The sequence below is a fragment of the Aquimarina sp. AU119 genome (genome assembly GCF_900312735.1).
GTDB lineage: Bacteria > Bacteroidota > Bacteroidia > Flavobacteriales > Flavobacteriaceae > Aquimarina > Aquimarina algiphila.
In genome coordinates this window covers 325,652-346,423 of record NZ_OMPF01000024.1, presented here as the reverse complement: position 1 = coordinate 346,423, position 20,772 = coordinate 325,652, and the positions used below count along the sequence as shown (strand labels likewise).

Below are 20,772 nucleotides of genomic sequence, written 5' to 3'. Positions count from 1 at the left end.
CTGGTGATAATAAAGAATAAAATTAATGCTTATTTAGATGTACTTAAAAAATGCCTGTAGATTTTCTATTCTGTTTGTATCTATACAATCAGGTATTTAAACGCCAAAACCATAGTCCAAGTATTAGCAGTAATTAAGAAGATGGAAAATAAAAAAAGAACTCCAAGAATAGCATCTATAGATATGCTAAGAGGTTTTGTAATGTTGATAATGTTAGTGGATCATGTACGAGAACATTTTTTCACGCACCATCGTGTTGTAGATCCAATGGTTATTGAAGAAACTGGTAGCGGTTTATTTTTTACTAGATTGCTAGCCCATTTATGTGCTCCTGTCTTCGTTTTTTTAACAGGGCTATCCGTTTGGTTATATTCAAACCCAAAAGATAAACCGTCCAGATCGGCAACCGCTTTCTTACTAAAACGAGGGCTTTTTTTAATTCTATTAGAAATCACACTAATTAATTTCTCATGGTCTGCGTCTTATAACACTTTGTATTTGCAAGTGATATGGGCAATAGGCATATGTATGATTTGTTTGGCATTGTTGAGTAAACTTCCAAGAATTTGGATTGGAGTACTTGGATTCATCATTGTTTTTGGACACAATTTATTAACTCCAATTACATTCGATACTACTGAATTAGGTTATAATTTTTGGACTATTCTTCACGATAGAGGTTATTTAGTAACCGATAGTTTTATAGACATCAGAGTTTCTTATCCTTTACTACCATGGGTAGGTGTAATTTTATTGGGATACTTTACAGGACCATTATATCATCATCATATGGTAGCAGCAAGGAGGCAAAAAATACTAGTATTCCTTGGACTTTCAACTCTTACTTTGCTTTTGATATTAAGGGGATGGAATATCTATGGTGAAACTTTGCCATGGGAGACACAAAATTCAGTCTTAAAATCAGTGATGTCATTTTTAAATTACACAAAATACCCTCCTTCCCTACATTTTTTGTTATTTACTTTGGGTATCGGATTTCTACTGCTTTCTTATTTTGAAAGAATTAATGGTCGATTTTCTCAGGTTTTAAAAGTATATGGTGCAGCTCCTATGTTCTTTTATATTATTCATTTGTACGTTCTTCTGGTTTTTCATGCAATTTTAATCTTTACCATAAATAAAGGTGAAGTTATTCAAGTAAGTCATGTATATCAACTTTGGTTAATTTCGATTATAGTATCTGTTTTATTATATTTTCCAACAAAAAGATTCTCTAATTTCAAACGCTTGAGTACATCAAAGTTGATTAAGTACTTCTAGATTACCTTTAAACGTATTTAATATTTGTAAAATAGTCACAGTAAACCAAACATCTATTGTTAACATGGTATGTCAAAAATCTTGGCTTTAGTATTTGATCAATGGTATTCATAAACGCTCTATCTGATTTGGATTAAAAAAAGGAAATGGAGAAACATTATGGTTATTTTATGTAGTGTATATCTTAAAAGCAAGTAATAAAGTTACGACAGTAAATAAGGACATTGCCCAACACGATAAATATGATCATAACCGTTAAGTGATAAATCGAAAGGTCTTTGTATTTTTGGTAAAGTGCAGTGCTTGCAAAAAGTTAAAGTTGACGATCAATGCAACAAAAATGTCAATAATCTGGCAACATTTTGCTCTATTATGACACATACATTTAACGTTGTAAAACATTTGAAAAACAAACTGAATGGAATCTGTATTTAGAACTTGGAAAACAAGCAGAGAACTTTATTTAGACTATTTTAATAACTATACTTTAGAGCAACTAAATAAAATTCCGAATGGATTTAGCAATAATCTGATTTGGAATATTGGCCATATTATTGTTGCTCAACAAGCATTAATCTATAAAGATTCAGATTTGGAAGGTTATATCCCAAATGAACTATTTGGACTTTATAAACCTGGAACAAAACCAACTGGAAAAACTTCTCAAAATGAGGTAACAGAACTGAAAGAACTATTACTATCCTTAATCAAAAAAACAGAAACAGATTTTTATGACGGAAAATTTGTCAACTATAATGAACGAATGACGGGGACTGGGTTTTATCTAACTTCGCTAAAAGATGCTTTTGAATTTAATAATTATCACGAAGGATTACACTTAGGGTTCATGGTTAATATTAGAAAATTTATTTAAGAACAACGTATATAAAATATAGCCGTAAGTTTTAAACCGAATAACTAGTGCGTTTTTACATAAATCTTGAGAATAATTAAGACTGGAAATTCGTCTTTATCTTTTTATCAAAAAAGATCTCAAATTAAGGAAACCCGTAAAATCGATGTAATAATGATTAGTATCTTTATAATAGGTTTTAAAGTTTATAATAAATTTATTTAATATTGATTGTGAAAACCCTTCTAGCACCTTAACTAGAGGGGTTTTATGTATTGTATTATTAATAAATCAATCCAGTGATACTATTAGAAATTATAAAGTCATACAGCTTCTTTACTCTATAACAAACTTTAAAATGATACAAGCTTGATAAGAATAGTACACTACTTTTCTAATTGAGCAAGACGTATTCAATAATAACCTTTACATTCTTCTTTGGTTTTTTTACAGGTTTTTCAGTGCAATACGGTGAAATATTTTTCCTTATCCATTTCATCTAATTTTAAGTAAAAATATAAATGATAAGATTAATAATATCTTTTTATCAATAGTATAGCAAAATCAAAAATTATGAAAAAAACATTTGTGTTATTGATTACAATTTTACTTATCTCTTGTAATCAAAATAAAAAAGAAGAATCGGTAATCAGTGAGGATACTCCTAAGTTGACTGAAGAAGCGGATAATTTTGATTGGTTGTTGGGTACATGGAAAATCAATACTAAGGAGGTTGGTAAAGAAATGTTTGAAAATTGGGATAAAAAAAGTAAAACCGAGTATGTCGGATTAGGGTTTACAGTACAAAATGGGGATACAATAAAAAAAGAAAAATTTGGGCTTATAAAATTAGATAATCACTGGAATTTTCAAATTCAATTACAGGGCGAAACTAAACCTTCTTCATTTAAAATGACAAGTTCTAACGCCCATGAATTTATTTGCGAAAATAATGCACGCAATTTTCCTAATAAGCAACTTGATTCTCCTAATAAAATAAAATATAAAAAAAAAGGAGACAAAATATATGCTACAATTTCTGGAAGCAAAATAAAAATACATTTAGAATTGGTAAAACTTCAATAAAGAATTATAGTTCATGTATAGCAATGAGTTGATTGATAGTGTTCATTTAATATTCTGCTAACTAGTGTCTACCATGTTTAAACTCAAGAGACTTGACATGAATTAGAATATCTTATGCCTATTTATTTTTTTATCTTGTTTATAGACCATAAATTAATCTACATGGATAAAAAAGTGATTGTTTTTGGTCTTGATTGAGATTTCTATCGGTGGCATTATATGCTCAAAACGCTTATATACTCATAAACTTCTTTAAGAATAATCACTACAATCGAGCCATTAATTTAGTTTTTTTATTATGCCATAGATCTGTTTAGACTTTTTGGATTTTTAATATTTATCTAAACCTAAATATTTATATTTGCGCCTTGAATATATACTTCGATTTTTATAGAATAACCTTTTGAAGTTGCTCTTCTATAATTAACAATTCATTGTGTTTTTTTAATCACAAAAATAGAATCGAATTAATTTTCAAACAATTTTAGGAATTTTTATTAAAACTTAAATGCACTGAAAACAACTGGTTTTTAGAAGTAATTAAGTAAAAACGGGTAGTAGCTTAGTCCGGTTAAAGTGCTGGTCTGGGGGACCAGAGATCGGAGGTTCGAATCCTCTCTACCCGACACCCACGAGACCTCTTTTATAAAGGGGTTTCGTTGTTTTTAACCACTTTTCTTTTTGATTTTCCAGAGAACTACAGGCAAAACGATGCGTGGCGGTTCTGATTCTGAATTTGACGGAGATGTAATCTTACAAGTTGAGAAGCCAAACGAAGATTATAGAGATAACTACCTGGTAGCTCGTAAAAATAGATATAATGAAATCCCTATACTGAAATATAGCATCTATCATCAAAGACTTATAAGAGACTCAGAAGAAATGAAGAAACTTCCTATAAAAAAGACTGAGCCTTTAAAAAACAAACTTATTGTTCGTTCGCTGTAAAAGTGTGTTTTTTGTTGTTGAGAAAGCCCGGCTATTAGTCGGGCTTTTTTCAAGTATTGACTTTTCGAATTATCATAAATGTTCCATAGTCCGCTAAATCTATTGGAAATCTTTTGACTTTATTCGATATGATTTTTTGGCCGTTTCTTATCAGCTCTACTTGCCAATCACTAGAAACAGGAAAAACTATAGGTTTTTTTAAGGTTTCATTATCATCTAAAAAACTTAAATTCCAGATCCATTTTGGATCTATGTAATCTGCTAGATGAGGCTCGCAATCCCATAAATTTATTATTGAATCCGTTTCTATCTTATCGATTGGTTGCAAAGTCTCAACAAGTGGTTTAAACATATTGATTTTTGAGTCATGAGGTAAATTAGGAAAATTCTCAAAACCAATTCTTTGCCAAAAAGGTTCTGAATCTTCAGGCGAACAATAAAGTCTAGCAACTAAAACACCTTTCTTTTTAAAATGCTCCAAAGTTTCGTTAATTAATTCTTTCGCGATTCCTTTTTTTCTTTCAGATGGTTTAATTTCTGCAATATCAATTACTGCACTAAGTTCATAAATCCGATAAACCAGAAACCCAATTGCAATAAAATCCTTTGCCTGTTTTATTCCATTCATCAGTTAGCCAATTTTCTATAGTGGCAAGGTGTTTTATGTTAGGGGTGATAATAAATTTTAGCATAGTTTAGGTAATTGTTATATAGTTTTTCAGATTAACACAGAGCCGAATTTTTATATTTTGTTTTTAATTTTACTCTTTTTAAAAGCCAAATTAAAAATTTGGCGGTCTTTGTAAATAAGCACAAACCTTGCGTTTTAGCACTTACTAGCTATGTTTTATACACGGTGTTGTGAGCTGCCTTTTATCTTAGTTCATTCACTTTACTTAGGAATTTACGAGCCGACCTTTTATCATTTCCCTTAGACCAAGATTTTTTTATTCCTTCTATTCCTGTAATCGATAAAATAGAACCTTGGATGACTTGTTTTGCTATTGATATATTATCAGGATTTTCTGCTAATATCATTCCTCCGAGATAAGTTGCAGTTGCACCACCGAAAAAAAGAACCATTCTTTTTATAAATTCAGTATTAGTTTCGCCCAGTGAATTCAAAAAATCTTTAGGGTCAAATTCATTTTCTAAATTTTCATAAAACTTATTCAGTAACTTATTGAATGAAACTCTCAATTCTTTAACTTCTGTATCTTCTCTAAACTCAATTAGTTTATCAATATTAATTTCGCTTATATGTTTTGGGATAGATATGTCAATAGTTGTTTGCGCATATTGTAATAATTCTTCTTTCTCGGGGTTTTTTGCCCTTAAATAGGTAGATAATCTATCAAATTTAGAGTTATCTGTTATTGGAATTGCTTTTTCTTCAAAAGCAATTTCTTCTGCTAAAAAAGTCATATATAATTGAGCCAATTCTCTTGATACAGTGATACCTTTATCCGACTCAACTCCTAATCCATTTTCGATACAATGATGTTTAAAAGGAACATTAAACTTTTCTTCGTAAATATCGAAATTCCAATTTTCTGGGTCTTTCCAAGTTCTATTTATATTGACTGAATTTAATTTATCTCTAAACTGTTCAGGATGTGCTTGGATAAATTCCATCTCTTTGAGGGCTTTCGTTGCCGCATTATCTCCTTGCCACCATTCGGGTTTATGTATTTTTATTAAATCAGTACTATCTAATATCTTTTTATAATTGTCTGAAAATTGATTTCGTCCTCTTTTGGGAACAATGGGCGAAAAATCATCGATATATATTAATGCATACTTCAACCAATTTAAATCGGTTGGTTCAAAACTTGGATAATAAATTAAATTTTTCAAATTACGATGGTTTCTTCAGGTTGCTCACAACGTTTCGGCTATGGTTAGTACGGGAATTAAAAGTAGTGAACTTTCGATTAAATACTTAGCCAAATCAAAAAGATTTGGCGGACTTGGTTAAGAATAACAGAACTTTGAGTTAAACACCAAAACCCGTATTAATTATAGCCATTGTTAGGTGTTTTTTATTTTATTTCGATAATTATTAAAATCGAAATTATTAGTAAGAAACAGTTCTATTCCTTTCCTTAAGAGAATACTATTTATAATATCGATACTCTCATCAAGCTCTTTAGACTCATTAAATAGTTTTAATTCAGTAAGTGTAGCGTCAATAAAGTCAAAGCTTTGATCATAGATATTCTTATTCTCAGAATTGGTAAATATTTTATTTACTGCATCAAGTTGAGGCATTTTGTTAGTTTCCCATTTAAATGCTTTTGTTAACCCTATATCTCTAACTTTTATATTTTCATATTCTCCTAAAATCCATTTTTTTAAAATTTCCCTTTTCTTTTCGAGTAGTTTTTTATCTTGAATATCTTCAGTTGATAATGTTATAATTGGGTCACCGAGATTTAACTTCAATATCCCATTTACCGATTCGCTTTCATCATCAAGACATATAATTAATCCATCACAATTTTCATTTATTGAAGGCATAGCACTAACTAAATGCAATGAGTAGATTTCCATTTTTGTATTATTAATATCAACGCTACCAACGAAATAAGGATAGTTCAGATTCAATAACCAGTTATATTCGTAATCTTTAAGGAATTCAATCTTTCTTACTGATTTAGCTTTAAATTGGATACCAAAAGTTTTATCAGCAAGTTCTCTCAAATGACTAGAGGAATCAATTTCTAATAAAGTTGCTATCGTATCTATTCCAAAGTCATCTGCTTTAGATATAGGGGCAATTGCGCAAAAGTTTCGTAATAATAAATTCCCTAAATCTTCCGCTAAATCTGCTTTTCTAATATTTGTTGCTGTTGCTCCTGGCATATTTTTATAATTATACCTAACGTTCTATGCGTGGTGTTGTAACTTTTCCGTAAGGAAGTTACGCACTTAGGTGTGGTTTAATATTTCCTTTTTGCTTTTTCAAATAATTCAACAAGTAGTTCTCTTGTAATTTTTTTGTCATTAGGTAGTTCAAATTCACCAAAGCCATGAATTGAAAAATATCTACCCTTTGAAACGTCAATAGCATGTTGTTTACCACATGTTAAATATGAAACGGGACTTGCCATAGTGGCAACTAATCCTTGAATACATCTAGCGATTGTTTTTTGATCTTGTTCTTCAATCGCTTTACTCAATTCACCTGGTTTAACATATTCATTGCCATAATTACAATAGGTAAACGTTAATACACCTGACTCCAAAAATGATAACTCATATGATCTCTCATTGTAAAGAGACGAGATTTTTGCATCATACAAACGAATATTCATTTCTTTGTTTTCAACCTCTATCACAAGGTTAATCAAAAAGCCTCCTGAATGGCAACAATCTAAAAAAACTGAAATTCCTCTATCCCCAATATCACTAACTAGTGGCTCAGACATGCAATCTAAAATTTCTTTTGCGCTAATACTTTCATCAGTTAAAACCAAATCTCCATTTGTATCACCATGTCCTGCAAAAAATAAATCTATTCCAGTTTGATTTTGAGGATATTCAGAAAGAACCTCATTTAAATAATTTATTGAATTTAATACCTCTTGTTTAGTTGGCTCACTTAATATTATTGTTCCGTTTTTAATTCTACTATGCTTATTCCATACTTTTTGAATTGCGTTAGAATCATTTTGTACATACTTAAGTTTCGCTCCATTCCGGCTTCTTGCTTCACCATAAGGGGTATTAAAAATTTCGGAGGTTTGATTTCCAGAACAACTAATAATTAAGTTTGCTGAATATTTTCTGTCGTACATATTTCTTAATTACACCTAACGTTCCTTGTATGATGCGTTTGCTTCCCGAAGGGAGCATATGCAATATACAACTTGTTAGGTGCTTTTTTATTTATTGATTAAGCTTTGCAATAAACCTTTTATATATTTCGTTCAGGTTTATTCCAAATCCTCCCATATTTGGTTTAAACTCAAAAACATCTTCCTTTTGATTCATTAAGTGATCTTTTAGCAATTCAATCTCTTCCAAAATAGTATCTGATTTACCATCTTTGGAATTTTGTTTAATAAAATCTAAAATTTGAATTGGTGATGGTGGTATTTGCATATAAGACAAAAAGCTTATAGCATTTTCCTGCATTTCTTTACCCCATTGTTTTTTAAAGGATTTGGACAAACAAACATCCCAAAATTCACGTTTAACTTTCTCAGAAAAAGCCGATAGCTTATCCACGTCAGGCGGCGTTAATAAATATTCAAGATAATAGTCTCTATGGAAAGGTTCTTTTATAGATGTTAGCATTTTTATTAGTTGTTCATTTATCTTAATAGGCCCTTTTATATTGATGTCTTCCTTTGTATAAACCAATAAATCTTGAATTTCCTCTTCAGTTTTAAGTTTTTTAAATTTTATACTATCTAACTTCTCTTGAACAAACGAGAATCCATGATGATCTATATAGGAATATGGACTCACAGTCATTATTTTTGAATTTTCAAGAAGGTAAATTCGGATACCTTTTGATCTATAAAAATAATTCATCCGTCCAAAAGCTGATGCATGGATACCATCATATATTAATACTCCTTTCTTTTTAAAATATTGGATTTCCTTGTCATTTTCCTCTCCAAAATTGGTCAATAAATCTTTTTCTAACCCAGTCATAGGCAATTTACTATCAATTTTGGCAAAATCTTCAGATAACTTGACTACTTGTTTAGGGATATTTTCGAAAATAGATTCATAATCCAAAAAAACTGACATTGCAGAATGCAAGCACTTTGGCATAAAGTCAATTTTAGAATCGGTAAACTCTAAGATTGCCCCAACTAATATTGTTTCTAATTGATTTTTCAAGTTTTATCTTGTAATTGCACCTAACAAGTGAATATAGTTACCATGGTAACTATATATTTTTTAGGTATTTGTAAATGCTTGTAAGCGTGTACAAATGATTATTATTTATTCTGCTTTAAAAATACAATGGTGTTTTTTATCGTTTTTACGGTTATCCACATTTGCCTATTATTCATGATATCTTCAAATTTTTAAAGACTAACTCTTTGGCCGAAAAAAATAAAAACTTCTCAAAAAAAATATTTCATCGTATTTCATTTAAAGCAATTAGAAGAAAAATAAAGAATAAATTAGGAGGTAGTAGAGGAGTACTTAATATTTTAAAAAAACTATGAATGGTAAATACATTAAAGTTTGACAAATGTTTGACAAAAATATATTTTGTTAAGTTAATTATTTGAAAATCAATTTTAACATAGTAATCTGGGGGACCAGAGATCGGAGGTTCGAATCCTCTCTACCCCACACCCATGAGACCTCTTTTATAAAGGGGTTTCATTGTTTTATCTCTTAGTTAAGAATAATGAACATCACGAATACAAAGTACTTTAAGAGTATGGATGGATACACTTATTGTTTTATTGCGTAGAGAATAAGAACCATGTAGATATTATATATGCTGAATATATTCATGAACTATTTAAAGAGGACGTAAAACTAGTGTGAAAGAATTATGCATACCTGTAAGAATAGAGGAAATGCATTACCTTAGAAGATTAAAAAAAGATAAAAAACGTAAAATCTAAATATACGATGAAGAAAAGACAAATAATGTTCTACATTATTACTCTACTAAGTTTAAATTCTATAATTTCTCAAGAAATTATTAAGCATGAAACCATGTATAATACTTGGATAGAAAATGGAACTATTATTCTGAAAAAAGGAGATACTTTAAAAGGTCTTTTTAAATTATACCTTGCTCCAGGACCTTCTTCTTTCAGCTCTAATCAAATTTTATCCTATAAGGAGAACAAGAAATCCAAAAAAAGAAAAATTAAAGCCATAGATATTGATGAAGTATCGTTTGTTAACTCTAAATCAAATAATGTTATTTATAACAGTGTTAGAGTTTCGGATAAAAGATATTTTTTATTACAGAGTTTAGTTAAAGGTAAATGCTCATTGTATACAGCATACTCACATTTCGGTATGATTCCATATTACTATTATACAATTAAAGAAGGTGACAGTATTGCTACCATTATGAACTCTAATGGTCCATTAAGATCTTTCAGAAAGCAGAGTTTAATTGTTTTTCAATCTTGTGGTAGCTTAATTGAATTGATAAAAGAAAAAAAGCTAAGGGAACAAGACATTATAGAAGTTGTAACAAGATATAATAGTTGTAAAGAGTGAAATGTTTGTTGGGTTCAAGGTTTTTAAAAATTTAGTAGATTTACGTGGGGTAAAATTTAATTGGAATTATTATGAATCTTGGTTTTAAAGGGTCAATAGATATTGACTTGTTTGAACGTATTGTTAGTATAAGATCGTCAAACCCTAAAGAAAGAGTTAGTGTTATTGTAGAACATCCTATAAGTGATGACCTGAGGAAATCTTTTGAAGACAAAGGTTTTACGATAATAGAAAACAAGCTTGATGTAGTCTCTGAAAAGTTGATTCAATATAAGTTTGAGTGAACTTTAAAACTAGAAAAAATGGAGGTATTTCTGTATTTTTTTACTGATTTTATAGTGCAATAGAATGAAATATATCCTCATAAATATTTAATTTAATTTTGGTTAAATCTCTGATAGATAACAGATAAGCCCTTTTTGTTTTAACCTTTTAAATTATGATTTATGGAAACTAAGGAATTAGATTACTCACAGCTTAAAGAATTAGATATTGAAACTTTGCAAAAAGGTTTTAGGCATGGTGAAAGATTGTTGGGACACTTTTACGCTACGATAACAAATAGTTCATTTGTAAGTTATACGTGGTATGAAGGAAACTTTGATTATATCTCTATAAGGTATCAAACTTTTCCGTCAGAGAATGCTCCAAAGGATATTACAGTAAGGATTGATCTAAAGTATTCTAACAAACCACCTACATATAAACTTCATAAAATACCAAAGGGAGAATATTTAAATATACAAATAGAACCAGGATTAACATCGGTAGGAATTGTTTGTTCTTCTAGACAAAATTCGGGTATACCATCAAATACATATTTATCTGCTAGTGTAACGAAATATTTTTAACAGACTATATTTATAAACTTGTATAGATTATAAATGAGAAAAACCCTCTAACACCTTAATTAGAGGGTTTTTAAATTTATTTAGTGTAAGTTGAAAGTTTGAAAAGCAAATAAAATATGGGATTCATTTTTAATCGTTACTATAAAAGGAACCAGTGGAATACGAAAATCTAGTCTTCTAGTTTATACACTTTATGACAATCAATTTAATAAAAGTGTTAATTTTTTTGAATATAGAGTAACATCTTATCGTATTAGAACATACACTAGTAATTGAATATTAAAAAGTATAATTAATCTTAAAACCTTAAAAATGAAAAAACTTATTTATTTACTATTTGTTACTACTCTATTCATTTCGTGTGAAAAAGATAGTAACGATGAACTTACAAATGATCAAAATTTAACTACTATTTATCTTAAAGCAAATGGCTCAGAAAACTTTATTCAAAAGAATTCATCTAATTGTTTTATTTCTGGACCTACAATTGTACAGCCCAATACGTTTGAAACATATATAATCAGGAATACCCAAGTCTATGGAGGTACTCTCAGGCTTGATACAGATGATAGTAGCATTTGGAGGTTTGCCGGTGTTACTGCACCTGACGCTAGCGGAAATATAACAGCCAGGATATTTTTCGGATCAAATTTTAAATGTGGATCTTTTAATGTGAATCTGAGTAATGATTTTGGTGAAACATGTGAAACTTCTATAGATATAAGTACTGGGGATAATTGTACTTGTATTACTACACCTCCTGCACCGGAAGCAATTGATTCGCGGTTTGGTACTCCAGTGCCTCCTGGATATGTTCAAGGAAATTTAGGAGGAAATAGTATTTGTACTAATACAATTGATAATACTTTATCAGTTCCATTAGATTCTTGCTCAAGTTATTCATGGTCAATTACTCCTAGTGGAACTCATCTAGCAACAATTCTTCCATCGAGAAATGAAGCTGTTGTGATTATTAAACAACCAGGAGAATATGTCGTCAGACTTGTTACATCTAACAATGCTGGACAGAGAACAGAACAGTATGTTTTATTTGCAGAAAATTGTAATGGCGGAGGCATAGGAGGTTTCTAATTAAAATTTAGTAAAAAACCTTCTGGAGAAATTCAGGAGGTTTTTTATAGTATAAGATCCAAATTAGGGCAAGTTTAATCTACATATTGAGACATTCAAACCCCACTATTATCATTAAAGTAATATAGAATATCATCACATTCAAAATTCTTATGTCTATCAATTAGCTCAGTAAATATTTTAATGGATACTCGTTTGCTTCTTTTACCAGAGTATTTCTTAGTCTACGGAGTATAGAACAATTAGCAATCAATGACGGTTTTCGATCTGTAGAGCATTTCTTCAAATGGTTCAATAAGAATTTTCTGGGTAAGATAATCCACTGGACAGATTTACAAAACGAATCAGCCCATGTGGAGTATCATAATAAAATAAATTCAAAGTTTAAGCTGCACAATAGTCAGCGCCTTTGTCAATACAGATTTGTCCATCTGAATCGGTGAAAACTCCATAAAGAACACCATCTGTTTCAATACAATAATTAAAATCACTATTATAGTCATCATAGCAATCATGATTCGCACCACCGTTTATTTGTTTTAGTTCATTTCGACTCAAAGTCCTTTCGGTCCAATTCGTGTTTTTTTCTAAGATTCTTTTCATTTCTTTTGATTTTAAGATTTTAACTTCTGCATTTGCTTATCTATATGAATAAGTTTATGCAACACCACATAACTCTTTACATGTTTTTTTACAATCATCAGAGCCTCCTTCTCCCACAAAGTTGTCAGATCTAGAAGATGTGTCAACTATATCGCATGCTTCAGAACATGACTTTAAGCAACCGTTTGTCCCGCCTGATCCGTTAATGAATTTTAATTCTTTTTTAGGAATTTTAAATTCTGATAAACTTCTTAAACTTTTCATTTTTAATAATATTTAAGGGTTAATAATTAATTTACTATTGACAATAGTATTGTGAATTCTCCTTTAATGTATTAGTGTATCAAATCGTTACCTCTAAAATTTTGTTAAAATCAATAGTAGTAATTTGTCTATAGTAAAAGAGCTATGGTTTGAGTGCGCAATGATGAAAAGTGAGGTAGTTATGCAATATCGTTACCAAATGGGTTTCTAGATTGTTATACTGTAGATAGATTAAGAGGTAAAGCATATATTGGTAGTATTGAAGAAATAACCCAACCAGTGGAATATGAAATTTTAGTCTTTTAGTTTATATATTTAATCATTGTCAATCATATATCGGTATTAATTTTTAAAATATAGGGTATCATTTTTTTGAGTTAAAACACTAAATACTGAACTCACAATTTTGTGTTTAACTTAAAACCTCAAAAAATGAAAAAACTTATTTATTTATTAACCATTATTACTCTACTTGTTTCTTGCGAAAAAGAAAGTGCCGATGAACTTACCAATGATCAAGGTTTAACTTCTATCGAAATTAAAGAATCTGATGCTAAGAGTTCATCTGGTAGATGTTCTATCTCTGGGGCTACAGTTGTAACACCTGGTACTGTAGTAAGTTTTAGTTTGACATTATTATCATTAACTCGTGGTATAATTAGCCTTAATCCTGATAATCCTGACCTTTGGAAAAAGAAATCTAGAATTGGTGGATCTAGGAAGGTATCTATAGAAATAAAACCATCATTCACTTGTGGTGAAATAACATTCACAACGGGTAATGGATGTACTGATACTTTTTATGTTACTACTGCAGGCAGTATATGTGATTGCGATGTAACACCAACAAAAGGTTATCCTCCTTGTATATGTAATCCTCAACCACTTACCACACCTAGCCCAATAATTTTTGATAATTTTTTAGGGTCAAACCCTGTCAATGGTGATTTTTGTATAAACACTACAGCAAATGTACTTAGGGTGAATGATGTGGATTGTGTATCAGATTACATATGGTCTATTTCTCCAACTGTATTTGGGACTGATTTAGAGAAAAGCCCGATAAGTCCAAATACAGCACTATTAAAAGTTAGCCAACCAGGAGAATATGTTGTTTCCGTTAAGGCTGTTCAAGATGGGGAAGTTAGTCCAGCTCGTTTTATCAGTTTAACTGCAGAAAATTGTTTTGGCGGTGGTTTCTAATTTAATTATTCCTTTTTACAAGTAAGGACTATTTTAAATTGTTAAGGAAAAATTAAATTAATATTTCAATTAACTAATTTTAATAAATTAGTTAAAAATTACCTCATAATCAATACTTTACAAGTGTTGTTGTGAGGTTTTTTTGATTTTAACGTAATTCAGTTATCTATTGTTTTAGATAATGAAATCCCTCCCAAACTTTAAATACATTAAGCACCCCTGCATTTGTCATAATTGGTATTTATAGTTAAGAATATGGTTGTCATGATAGCTTATATCTACCATATTTAGCATGTAGTTACTAGGGTAATTGTATCCAATTGTTTTAACCAATTAAAAATACCCAATACTAGGGATTGAATTGAATTTTTTATATCAATATCATTGAGAAAATAATACCAGTAGAAAATGAAACAGAAAATAATACTAACCTTCAACAAAGAAGAACTGAATAAGTTTGAAGAAGCTTTGGATAATAGTGGTATAAACAAACTTTCTGAACTAGTTACCCTTGTTATATCAAAGGATAATCCTGAAAAGTATATAACTAGAAAAGTTAAAGAAGCACTTTCTGATTTGAGCGGATTTGAGATTGAATTTATAACCCTCTCCCATAATTTAAAAACCGATTTAGGTCTAACTAACTACCATAAAAAATCGTTAAAGGTTTATTTTCAAAGAATTGTGAAGGATTTGGATTCCAAAAAAGCAGTAACTGTGCAGGAGTGTGAAAAACTCACCAAAGTATCAGATTGTATCAAATTGATAAAATCAAAAATATGAAGTCGCAAAAACTTATACTATTGATTACATTTTATATTTATCACTTCATCACAACGGCCCAAGAAAATAAAGGTAGTTTCTTCAATCAAGTTACATTAAGAAAGTCATTCCAGAGTAAAAATGACAAAGCTGAACCTGCAATAATAACCTATTCAAACCCTAAGGAAAAAGAAGCTTCTTGGTTAATAAATGGTGCAGTAGGAATAAATGTTTTACCAAAAACAAAAAAAGTCCTTACTCTTTCCCCATACATAGAATATCATAGAAATACCTTAATTGACAAAGAACAAGATAATTTTCAAACAGGACTAGCCCTTGAATGGCAAACTTCAGATATTTCCACGAACGGTTGGACACCAGTATTGATCTCATCCATTAAGTACAATAATGATAATATAAAAGACATATCTTCATTTCAAGGAAACATATACTTTACGCCATTGTTTAAAGGAAAAGCACTCGAAGCGAAATATTTTTGGCTGCCTAATACAACTGTAAACTTTGGTAAGTTGTTTCAATTTGTTTACACGCCATACTTAGGTTTAGAAAATGAAAATAGAATATCAACAGAAGAAAATATTGATGAAGGTAATATCTATCGTGGATATTTTAGGATTTCATCAAACATCTTATTATTTCCTATAAATGAAAAGTTAAAAAACAGATTTGAATTCAATGTTGATTGGCAATATCGTTATAATTTTAGTGAAAATATCCAAAGCCTAAACACTTCAGAGCATCAGTACTTTACTACAAGTTTTAACTATATCTTCTTTAAAACTGATGACGATAAGAAATCAGCAAAAATTGGATTAGACTATGTTAATGGTGAAAATCCAACGAAGAATTTCGAAGAGCAATCTTTTTATGTAATAAGCTTAAAAATAAAATTATAATAAAGTATGTTGAAAGTTGAACTGGAAAATATTCGATTATTTGCAAATCAACAAAATTCGTTGATTGCACATTCTGATAGTGAAATGGAACTCTCTATCTTATGTTTTACACAACCACCGAGACCACCAGAACTGAAACCCTGTGATGAATGTGGAAAATTCCCATTAATTTCTGGCAAAAAGTTCTTCTTTAATGCTAGCCCTTCAATTTTTGAAAAAAAGAAAGGCCATATGAAACTCATTATTCAGAATCAATCTGGTGATGTATGGCAGAGAAAAATAAATATTGAACCACCTATGTTAGCTTAAAAAATAAATCTATGACTAAAATATTGAATATCAATAAGGGACTACAGAAAGAATTGGAATTCTCTAATAGTAAATTCAAAGAATGGCTAGTAAACTTGGATACTGAAGTTGAAAACTTAGATAAAACAACTAAAACGAGAAAATACACGGCAACAATTTTAAAATTGATAGTTGTAATTAGTGGAATTGTTATAGCTTCTGGTTTTTTGAAAGATGCTGATATTATTGTTCAAATAATAGGAGCCGTTGTACTTTTAATAACGGCAATTGAAAGAGTATTTGCAAACTTAGACAAACTGTTAAGCACTGTAGCAGCAAAAAACGCTTTCAATCGAGTTAGAAGAGAAGTCGTCCGTATTCATACGAATAGAATTAGGCCTATTTTAGGATTGAAAGAAACTAAACCAGAAGAAGCAGCAAAAAAAATAATTGAGCTACAAAGTGAGTTGATAGATAAATTGATGAAGATTGATGATGAGATCAAAACCAATCTGGAAAATAAAAATTATGATATACTTGGCAGATTAACATTGGAAGATAAAGAATAACTGGCTACAACACGTCGTATAAGTAATAATAGCGCTTTAAGTGATAAAATGAAAGTATAAACATAAAAACAAAGGTTAGTGCAAAACCCAAAGGTTTGTAAACAGAAATCCGCTACTACTAATACACTAGACCGTTAGGCAAAATTGAAATTATGAAAGAACAAACAAGTTGGGAAAAATACATCCCCTGGTTTTTAACTATAGCAAGTAGCATAGTTTTAATTGCAATAGGTTTTTTTTTAATTAATAATATTAATTGGTTTAAAGAAGGAGTCTTTGAAAACAAGGCGGATTTGAATTTAGAATACAAGGTGTATGCCTATCAGATGCATTTAAGTATGATAAAACGTTCTGTGGGGTTATTTTCTGGATTTGCTCTAATGTTTTTAGGTATAGGTGTTGCTTTTTATTCTTTAAAAAGACAAACCACCTTAAATTTGGAAGGTGCTGGAATAACAGCCAGTCTTGTTACTGCTTCACCAGGTATAGTCGCGATGATTTTAGGTGCATTCCTTATAATTAGTACTATTAAAAGTAAAGACGATTTTCCAAATTTTGAAGACTCAGATAAAATAGGAATAAAAATTAATGGGCCCGAGAAAAGCCCTGGACGAGTAAAATAATTATGGTATGAAAACACATCTTCTAATTATTACATTATTCATAATGAATACGATGTATTTAAACTCCCAAAATATTGACCAATCCGATATTAATACAACTTGCTTTGTGCTCTCGGAATTAATAGCAAAGGCCAAAGAAAAAGGAGATATCGAATCAATGGTAATATTTTCTAATACTATAGATAAAATCAAAGCAGATCATAATATTCACCCTACATATTCAACCTATTTTGATTCAATTAAAAGTTCAAATCTTAATATTAGCAAAGGGATTGTTATCTCTTTGAATAACCCTCCAAAATCTCCAGGGTTCACAAACAAAGAAATTGATGATTTTATGAGCCTTAGAAAAGACAACATTTCTTTATCTGATTTAAACGATTTTTTAGTTTTGAAAAAACTCGGTCAAAACAAATTAAAACTTGAAAACTTAAATGAATTAGAAATAAAGAATTTAGAAAAATTCAAGAAAGAAATTGAAACAATAAAAATCAATCAATAAAACTTTGCCTAACTAAGCGTATAGTAAATAACATCCTACGGATAGCTTCGCTGCTTTTTGTACAAACAGTTAGGCACAATTTCAGTAACCGAATTATAATTAATAATCTAAAAACAAAACAGATATGAACAATCCATTTCACATTCAAAGAGAACTTAGATATGGAGCGCCAGTTTGCGACGAAATTTTAATAGGCAGATATTTTACAATAGGCTATTCTTGGTATTTCAGACAAGCAAAATGGGCTTTAGAAATAATAAACCGAAATGATTATCTTCTTAGTGAAGTAGAAAGAATGAATAACTTTCGTGCAGATACAAGAATACCAGAAAGATTTCGAGCTGGTTTAAACCCCTATGTAGGAAGCGGATACGATCGAGGACACTTAGTCGCAAGTGCTAATAGCAACATTTTGGAAATTCAAAATAGTGAAACTTTTTTAATGTCAAATATGTCTCCACAAAAACCAAATTTTAATAGAAGAATTTGGAAAAATTTGGAAGAAGCAACCAGAACATTGAATAATCAAGATGAGATATTAGAAACTTATGTTCTAACCTGCCCTGTATTTTATTTTGATAGATTGATTGAAACAATTGGAGATAAAAATGATGATTACGGAATAGATATTCCTATTCCTCACGCATTTATTAAGAGTGTATTAGCAGAAGATAAAAGAGGTAAACTAAAACTTTGGACTTTTGAAATGGAGAATAAAGAATTGGACGGAAATCTAGAAGATTATTTAGTTGTCACATATGACGCTGAACAAATCGTGGGAGGCCGATTTTGGGACAGAATTAGCGGTGGAGATATGCACGAACAGAAAAAAAACCCCATAGCAATGTGGAATTATTAAAATCGTGCCTAACAATGGCAATAAGTAAATACTTGTTTTACATACTCTGAAAATTCCTCTAGAATTTCAGCTTAGTATGTACTGCAAAGTTAAGTACTAACCCTCTCATATCTTGTGCTATTATGAACAATGGTGAAAATGAAAAAAAACAATATATAAGGATGATGTCTGAATTCAGGTCGATCATTAAGTATATTACTCAAATGGCAGTTGCGTCTTTAATTCTTCCAATAGTATTCTATAGAGATATAATTGGCGTACAAGAGACTATTTCGATAATGAACGTTGCAAATTGGCAATTAAAATTTTCTTGGATTAGTTTATTAATATCTATAGGGTGCGGTATTTGGTATCAGGATATAGCAACAAGAAAGATTATAAGAGGAAATAATAAAGGTGTCAGACGATTTCCTCAGTTATTCTATGGGCTCACTGTTATTGGGTTTTATTTAGGTATAGGGGTTTTTACCTGGGGTGTACTAATAACTAAGGGATGAATGTAATATTCTTTCAATATCTCAATGTAGAGTATATCATTTTTATATTTTACAAAGTTAAATAATTGATAATCAGTTTAAATATAGTAATCTAGGGACCAGAGATCGGAAGTTCGAATCCTCTCTACCCTACATGAGAAAATGATTTTGCATACTAATGAGATAGCTCTGCCTTTTTACAGGAAAATATAATTTCTAAATATATTTTAAGCTTTTATGCTAGCAAAAAAGTACTTCGAGAGAAAAAGAATTTGTTTATCTCTCGAGAAAACATAATTATCTTTTTTCAAAATTACGTGTGACGGATAATAACTTTAAAATTATATAGACGGATTGTTATTTTGTTCTAAAATTTTTATCATTTTGAAGGATTTTAGTAAATGAAATAATCCTGGTAAAATCACAGTACCACCAATGATAAGTGTTATTCCTAAAACTTTTATTACGCTATCCGGAGCTATATTTTCTAATATACTAACGCTCCCTTCATCCAAAAGAATAATTCCGGGAAAATGAGCTAATAATGCTGCCAACAAAATTAAAAATACCTGGAGACCAGCAAAAAAACGACTTAATATTCTTCTTCCTTTTTTAATAGTAATCCAAAGAGGTATTAATAATAGTCCAGAAAATAACATCGCCGTTATTGAATACGGATTTTTAATAAAATCATGTACAAAGATATAATCGTAACTGTATCCATATATAAAAGTCAGCAACCCAATTGCAAAAACAATGATCGTAGCAATTCCCGCTTTTCTGATATAAATATTTGCTTTTTCTGATTCTCCGATTAATAAAACCGAAGATAAAAACGCACAGAGAGATGCAAAAAACAACCCTATTAAGATGCTAAATACATTAAACCAGGGCGCTACAAAAGCCTCATAAAAAGTTAAGGTAGTAACATCATCTACTACTTTTATTTTACCACTTATCAGTCCACCAAAGACCATCCCTAAAAAGATGGGAGTGATAAGACTAGAAATCTTAAACATGGTATCATATAATTTCTGCGAATTATCAATTACCGCATCATAATGTCTAAAAACAAATGCTACTCCTCTTAGTGTAACTCCTAACAATACAATGGTTAATGGGATATGTAGGTTGACAACCATGATATTATAGTAAACAGGAAATGCTACCCATAAAATCACAATCAGAATAATGATCCATATATGGTTTGCTTCCCATACAGGCCCCATTACACGATAGATAGTTTTCTTAGTAATTTTTTGATTTTCTTCAGAAGAAAAAAGCTCTACAATACCGGCTCCATAATCAGCACCACCAAGAACTACATAGAGATACAATGAAAATATCAAGAAAAACAAAACGACATATAACATATTTAT

At 30.1% G+C, this 20,772-nt stretch carries 25 protein-coding genes and 1 tRNA gene; 18 read left to right on the top strand and 8 right to left on the bottom strand.

The features are described 5' to 3' along the window. Window positions 1-141 precede the first annotated feature (141 nt). The 5 genes from DK442_RS22995 to DK442_RS22975 all read left to right on the top strand — a co-directional run bounded on the left by DK442_RS22995 (window position 142) and on the right by DK442_RS22975 (window position 4,168). On the top strand, window positions 142-1,281 hold the full coding sequence (locus tag DK442_RS22995) for a DUF1624 domain-containing protein (protein ID WP_109438257.1): 1,140 nt from the start codon (window positions 142-144) through the stop codon (window positions 1,279-1,281). A 418-nt stretch (window positions 1,282-1,699) separates the two neighbouring features. Continuing rightward, a complete protein-coding gene (locus tag DK442_RS22990; RefSeq protein ID WP_109438256.1) occupies window positions 1,700-2,155 on the top strand; it encodes a DinB family protein in 456 nt (151 codons plus the stop codon). A 552-nt stretch (window positions 2,156-2,707) separates the two neighbouring features. Next, window positions 2,708-3,220, top strand: a complete 513-nt coding sequence (locus DK442_RS22985; protein ID WP_109438255.1) for a DUF6265 family protein — start codon at window positions 2,708-2,710, stop codon at window positions 3,218-3,220. A 551-nt stretch (window positions 3,221-3,771) separates the two neighbouring features. Continuing rightward, a tRNA-Pro gene (locus DK442_RS22980) sits at window positions 3,772-3,846 on the top strand. 55 nt (window positions 3,847-3,901) lie between these two features. Further along, window positions 3,902-4,168, top strand: coding sequence for a hypothetical protein (locus DK442_RS22975; RefSeq protein WP_160114314.1), 267 nt, complete (start codon window positions 3,902-3,904; stop codon window positions 4,166-4,168). Between the two features lie 49 nt (window positions 4,169-4,217). On the opposite strand, the gene DK442_RS22970 is transcribed toward DK442_RS22975, so the two are convergent. The 5 genes from DK442_RS22970 to DK442_RS22950 form a co-directional block, all read right to left on the bottom strand. Further along, window positions 4,218-4,796 (bottom strand): GNAT family N-acetyltransferase, encoded by a 579-nt coding sequence (locus tag DK442_RS22970; RefSeq protein ID WP_109438253.1) that lies wholly within the window; start codon window positions 4,794-4,796, stop codon window positions 4,218-4,220. 245 nt (window positions 4,797-5,041) lie between these two features. Continuing rightward, window positions 5,042-6,025: a hypothetical protein gene (locus tag DK442_RS22965; RefSeq protein WP_109438252.1), complete on the bottom strand. Its 984-nt coding sequence runs from the start codon at window positions 6,023-6,025 to the stop codon at window positions 5,042-5,044. A 174-nt stretch (window positions 6,026-6,199) separates the two neighbouring features. Then, window positions 6,200-7,033, bottom strand: coding sequence for a hypothetical protein (locus DK442_RS22960; protein WP_109438251.1), 834 nt, complete (start codon window positions 7,031-7,033; stop codon window positions 6,200-6,202). Window positions 7,034-7,110: 77 nt separating this feature from the next. After that, complete coding sequence (locus DK442_RS22955) at window positions 7,111-7,968, bottom strand: caspase family protein (protein ID WP_109438250.1); 858 nt, start codon at window positions 7,966-7,968, stop codon at window positions 7,111-7,113. Between the two features lie 91 nt (window positions 7,969-8,059). Next, entirely contained in the window at window positions 8,060-9,025 is a 966-nt protein-coding gene (locus DK442_RS22950) for a hypothetical protein (RefSeq protein WP_109438249.1), read from the bottom strand. A gap of 753 nt (window positions 9,026-9,778) precedes the next feature. Between DK442_RS22950 and DK442_RS22945 the strand changes: the two genes are divergently transcribed. From DK442_RS22945 to DK442_RS22930, 4 genes are all read left to right on the top strand, one after another. Then, window positions 9,779-10,384, top strand: coding sequence for a hypothetical protein (locus DK442_RS22945; protein ID WP_109438248.1), 606 nt, complete (start codon window positions 9,779-9,781; stop codon window positions 10,382-10,384). A gap of 71 nt (window positions 10,385-10,455) precedes the next feature. Beyond that, the gene (locus DK442_RS22940; protein ID WP_109438247.1) at window positions 10,456-10,668 is read left to right on the top strand and encodes a hypothetical protein; all 213 of its coding nucleotides are present in this window, start codon (window positions 10,456-10,458) and stop codon (window positions 10,666-10,668) included. Window positions 10,669-10,830: 162 nt separating this feature from the next. Continuing rightward, window positions 10,831-11,235, top strand: a complete 405-nt coding sequence (locus tag DK442_RS22935; protein ID WP_109438246.1) for a hypothetical protein — start codon at window positions 10,831-10,833, stop codon at window positions 11,233-11,235. A 312-nt stretch (window positions 11,236-11,547) separates the two neighbouring features. Then, window positions 11,548-12,327, top strand: coding sequence for a hypothetical protein (locus tag DK442_RS22930; protein WP_109438245.1), 780 nt, complete (start codon window positions 11,548-11,550; stop codon window positions 12,325-12,327). A gap of 384 nt (window positions 12,328-12,711) precedes the next feature. On the opposite strand, the gene DK442_RS22925 is transcribed toward DK442_RS22930, so the two are convergent. Together DK442_RS22925 and DK442_RS22920 are read right to left on the bottom strand one after the other, a co-directional pair. After that, window positions 12,712-12,930, bottom strand: coding sequence for a hypothetical protein (locus tag DK442_RS22925; protein ID WP_109438244.1), 219 nt, complete (start codon window positions 12,928-12,930; stop codon window positions 12,712-12,714). Between the two features lie 54 nt (window positions 12,931-12,984). Further along, window positions 12,985-13,194, bottom strand: a complete 210-nt coding sequence (locus DK442_RS22920) for a hypothetical protein (RefSeq protein WP_109438243.1) — start codon at window positions 13,192-13,194, stop codon at window positions 12,985-12,987. 432 nt (window positions 13,195-13,626) lie between these two features. Between DK442_RS22920 and DK442_RS22915 the strand changes: the two genes are divergently transcribed. From DK442_RS22915 to DK442_RS22875, 9 genes are all read left to right on the top strand, one after another. After that, complete coding sequence (locus DK442_RS22915; protein WP_109438242.1) at window positions 13,627-14,397, top strand: hypothetical protein; 771 nt, start codon at window positions 13,627-13,629, stop codon at window positions 14,395-14,397. Window positions 14,398-14,805: 408 nt separating this feature from the next. Further along, window positions 14,806-15,180 (top strand): hypothetical protein, encoded by a 375-nt coding sequence (locus DK442_RS22910; RefSeq protein WP_109438241.1) that lies wholly within the window; start codon window positions 14,806-14,808, stop codon window positions 15,178-15,180. Continuing rightward, window positions 15,177-16,076 (top strand): hypothetical protein, encoded by a 900-nt coding sequence (locus tag DK442_RS22905; protein WP_160114313.1) that lies wholly within the window; start codon window positions 15,177-15,179, stop codon window positions 16,074-16,076. The genes DK442_RS22910 and DK442_RS22905 overlap by 4 nt, the downstream gene beginning before the upstream one ends. Window positions 16,077-16,082: 6 nt before the next feature. Continuing rightward, on the top strand, window positions 16,083-16,385 hold the full coding sequence (locus DK442_RS22900) for a hypothetical protein (protein ID WP_109438239.1): 303 nt from the start codon (window positions 16,083-16,085) through the stop codon (window positions 16,383-16,385). Between the two features lie 11 nt (window positions 16,386-16,396). After that, complete coding sequence (locus DK442_RS22895) at window positions 16,397-16,933, top strand: hypothetical protein (protein WP_109438238.1); 537 nt, start codon at window positions 16,397-16,399, stop codon at window positions 16,931-16,933. Between the two features lie 152 nt (window positions 16,934-17,085). Then, window positions 17,086-17,556 (top strand): hypothetical protein, encoded by a 471-nt coding sequence (locus DK442_RS22890; RefSeq protein ID WP_109438237.1) that lies wholly within the window; start codon window positions 17,086-17,088, stop codon window positions 17,554-17,556. A 7-nt stretch (window positions 17,557-17,563) separates the two neighbouring features. Beyond that, complete coding sequence (locus tag DK442_RS22885) at window positions 17,564-18,058, top strand: hypothetical protein (RefSeq protein ID WP_160114312.1); 495 nt, start codon at window positions 17,564-17,566, stop codon at window positions 18,056-18,058. Between the two features lie 124 nt (window positions 18,059-18,182). Continuing rightward, entirely contained in the window at window positions 18,183-18,917 is a 735-nt protein-coding gene (locus tag DK442_RS22880) for a DNA/RNA non-specific endonuclease (RefSeq protein WP_109438235.1), read from the top strand. Between the two features lie 122 nt (window positions 18,918-19,039). Beyond that, entirely contained in the window at window positions 19,040-19,414 is a 375-nt protein-coding gene (locus DK442_RS22875) for a hypothetical protein (protein ID WP_109438234.1), read from the top strand. A 320-nt stretch (window positions 19,415-19,734) separates the two neighbouring features. Here the strand turns inward: DK442_RS22875 and DK442_RS22870 are convergent, their stop codons facing one another. Then, window positions 19,735-20,766, bottom strand: a complete 1,032-nt coding sequence (locus tag DK442_RS22870; protein ID WP_109438233.1) for a cytochrome d ubiquinol oxidase subunit II — start codon at window positions 20,764-20,766, stop codon at window positions 19,735-19,737. Window positions 20,767-20,772 lie beyond the last annotated feature (6 nt).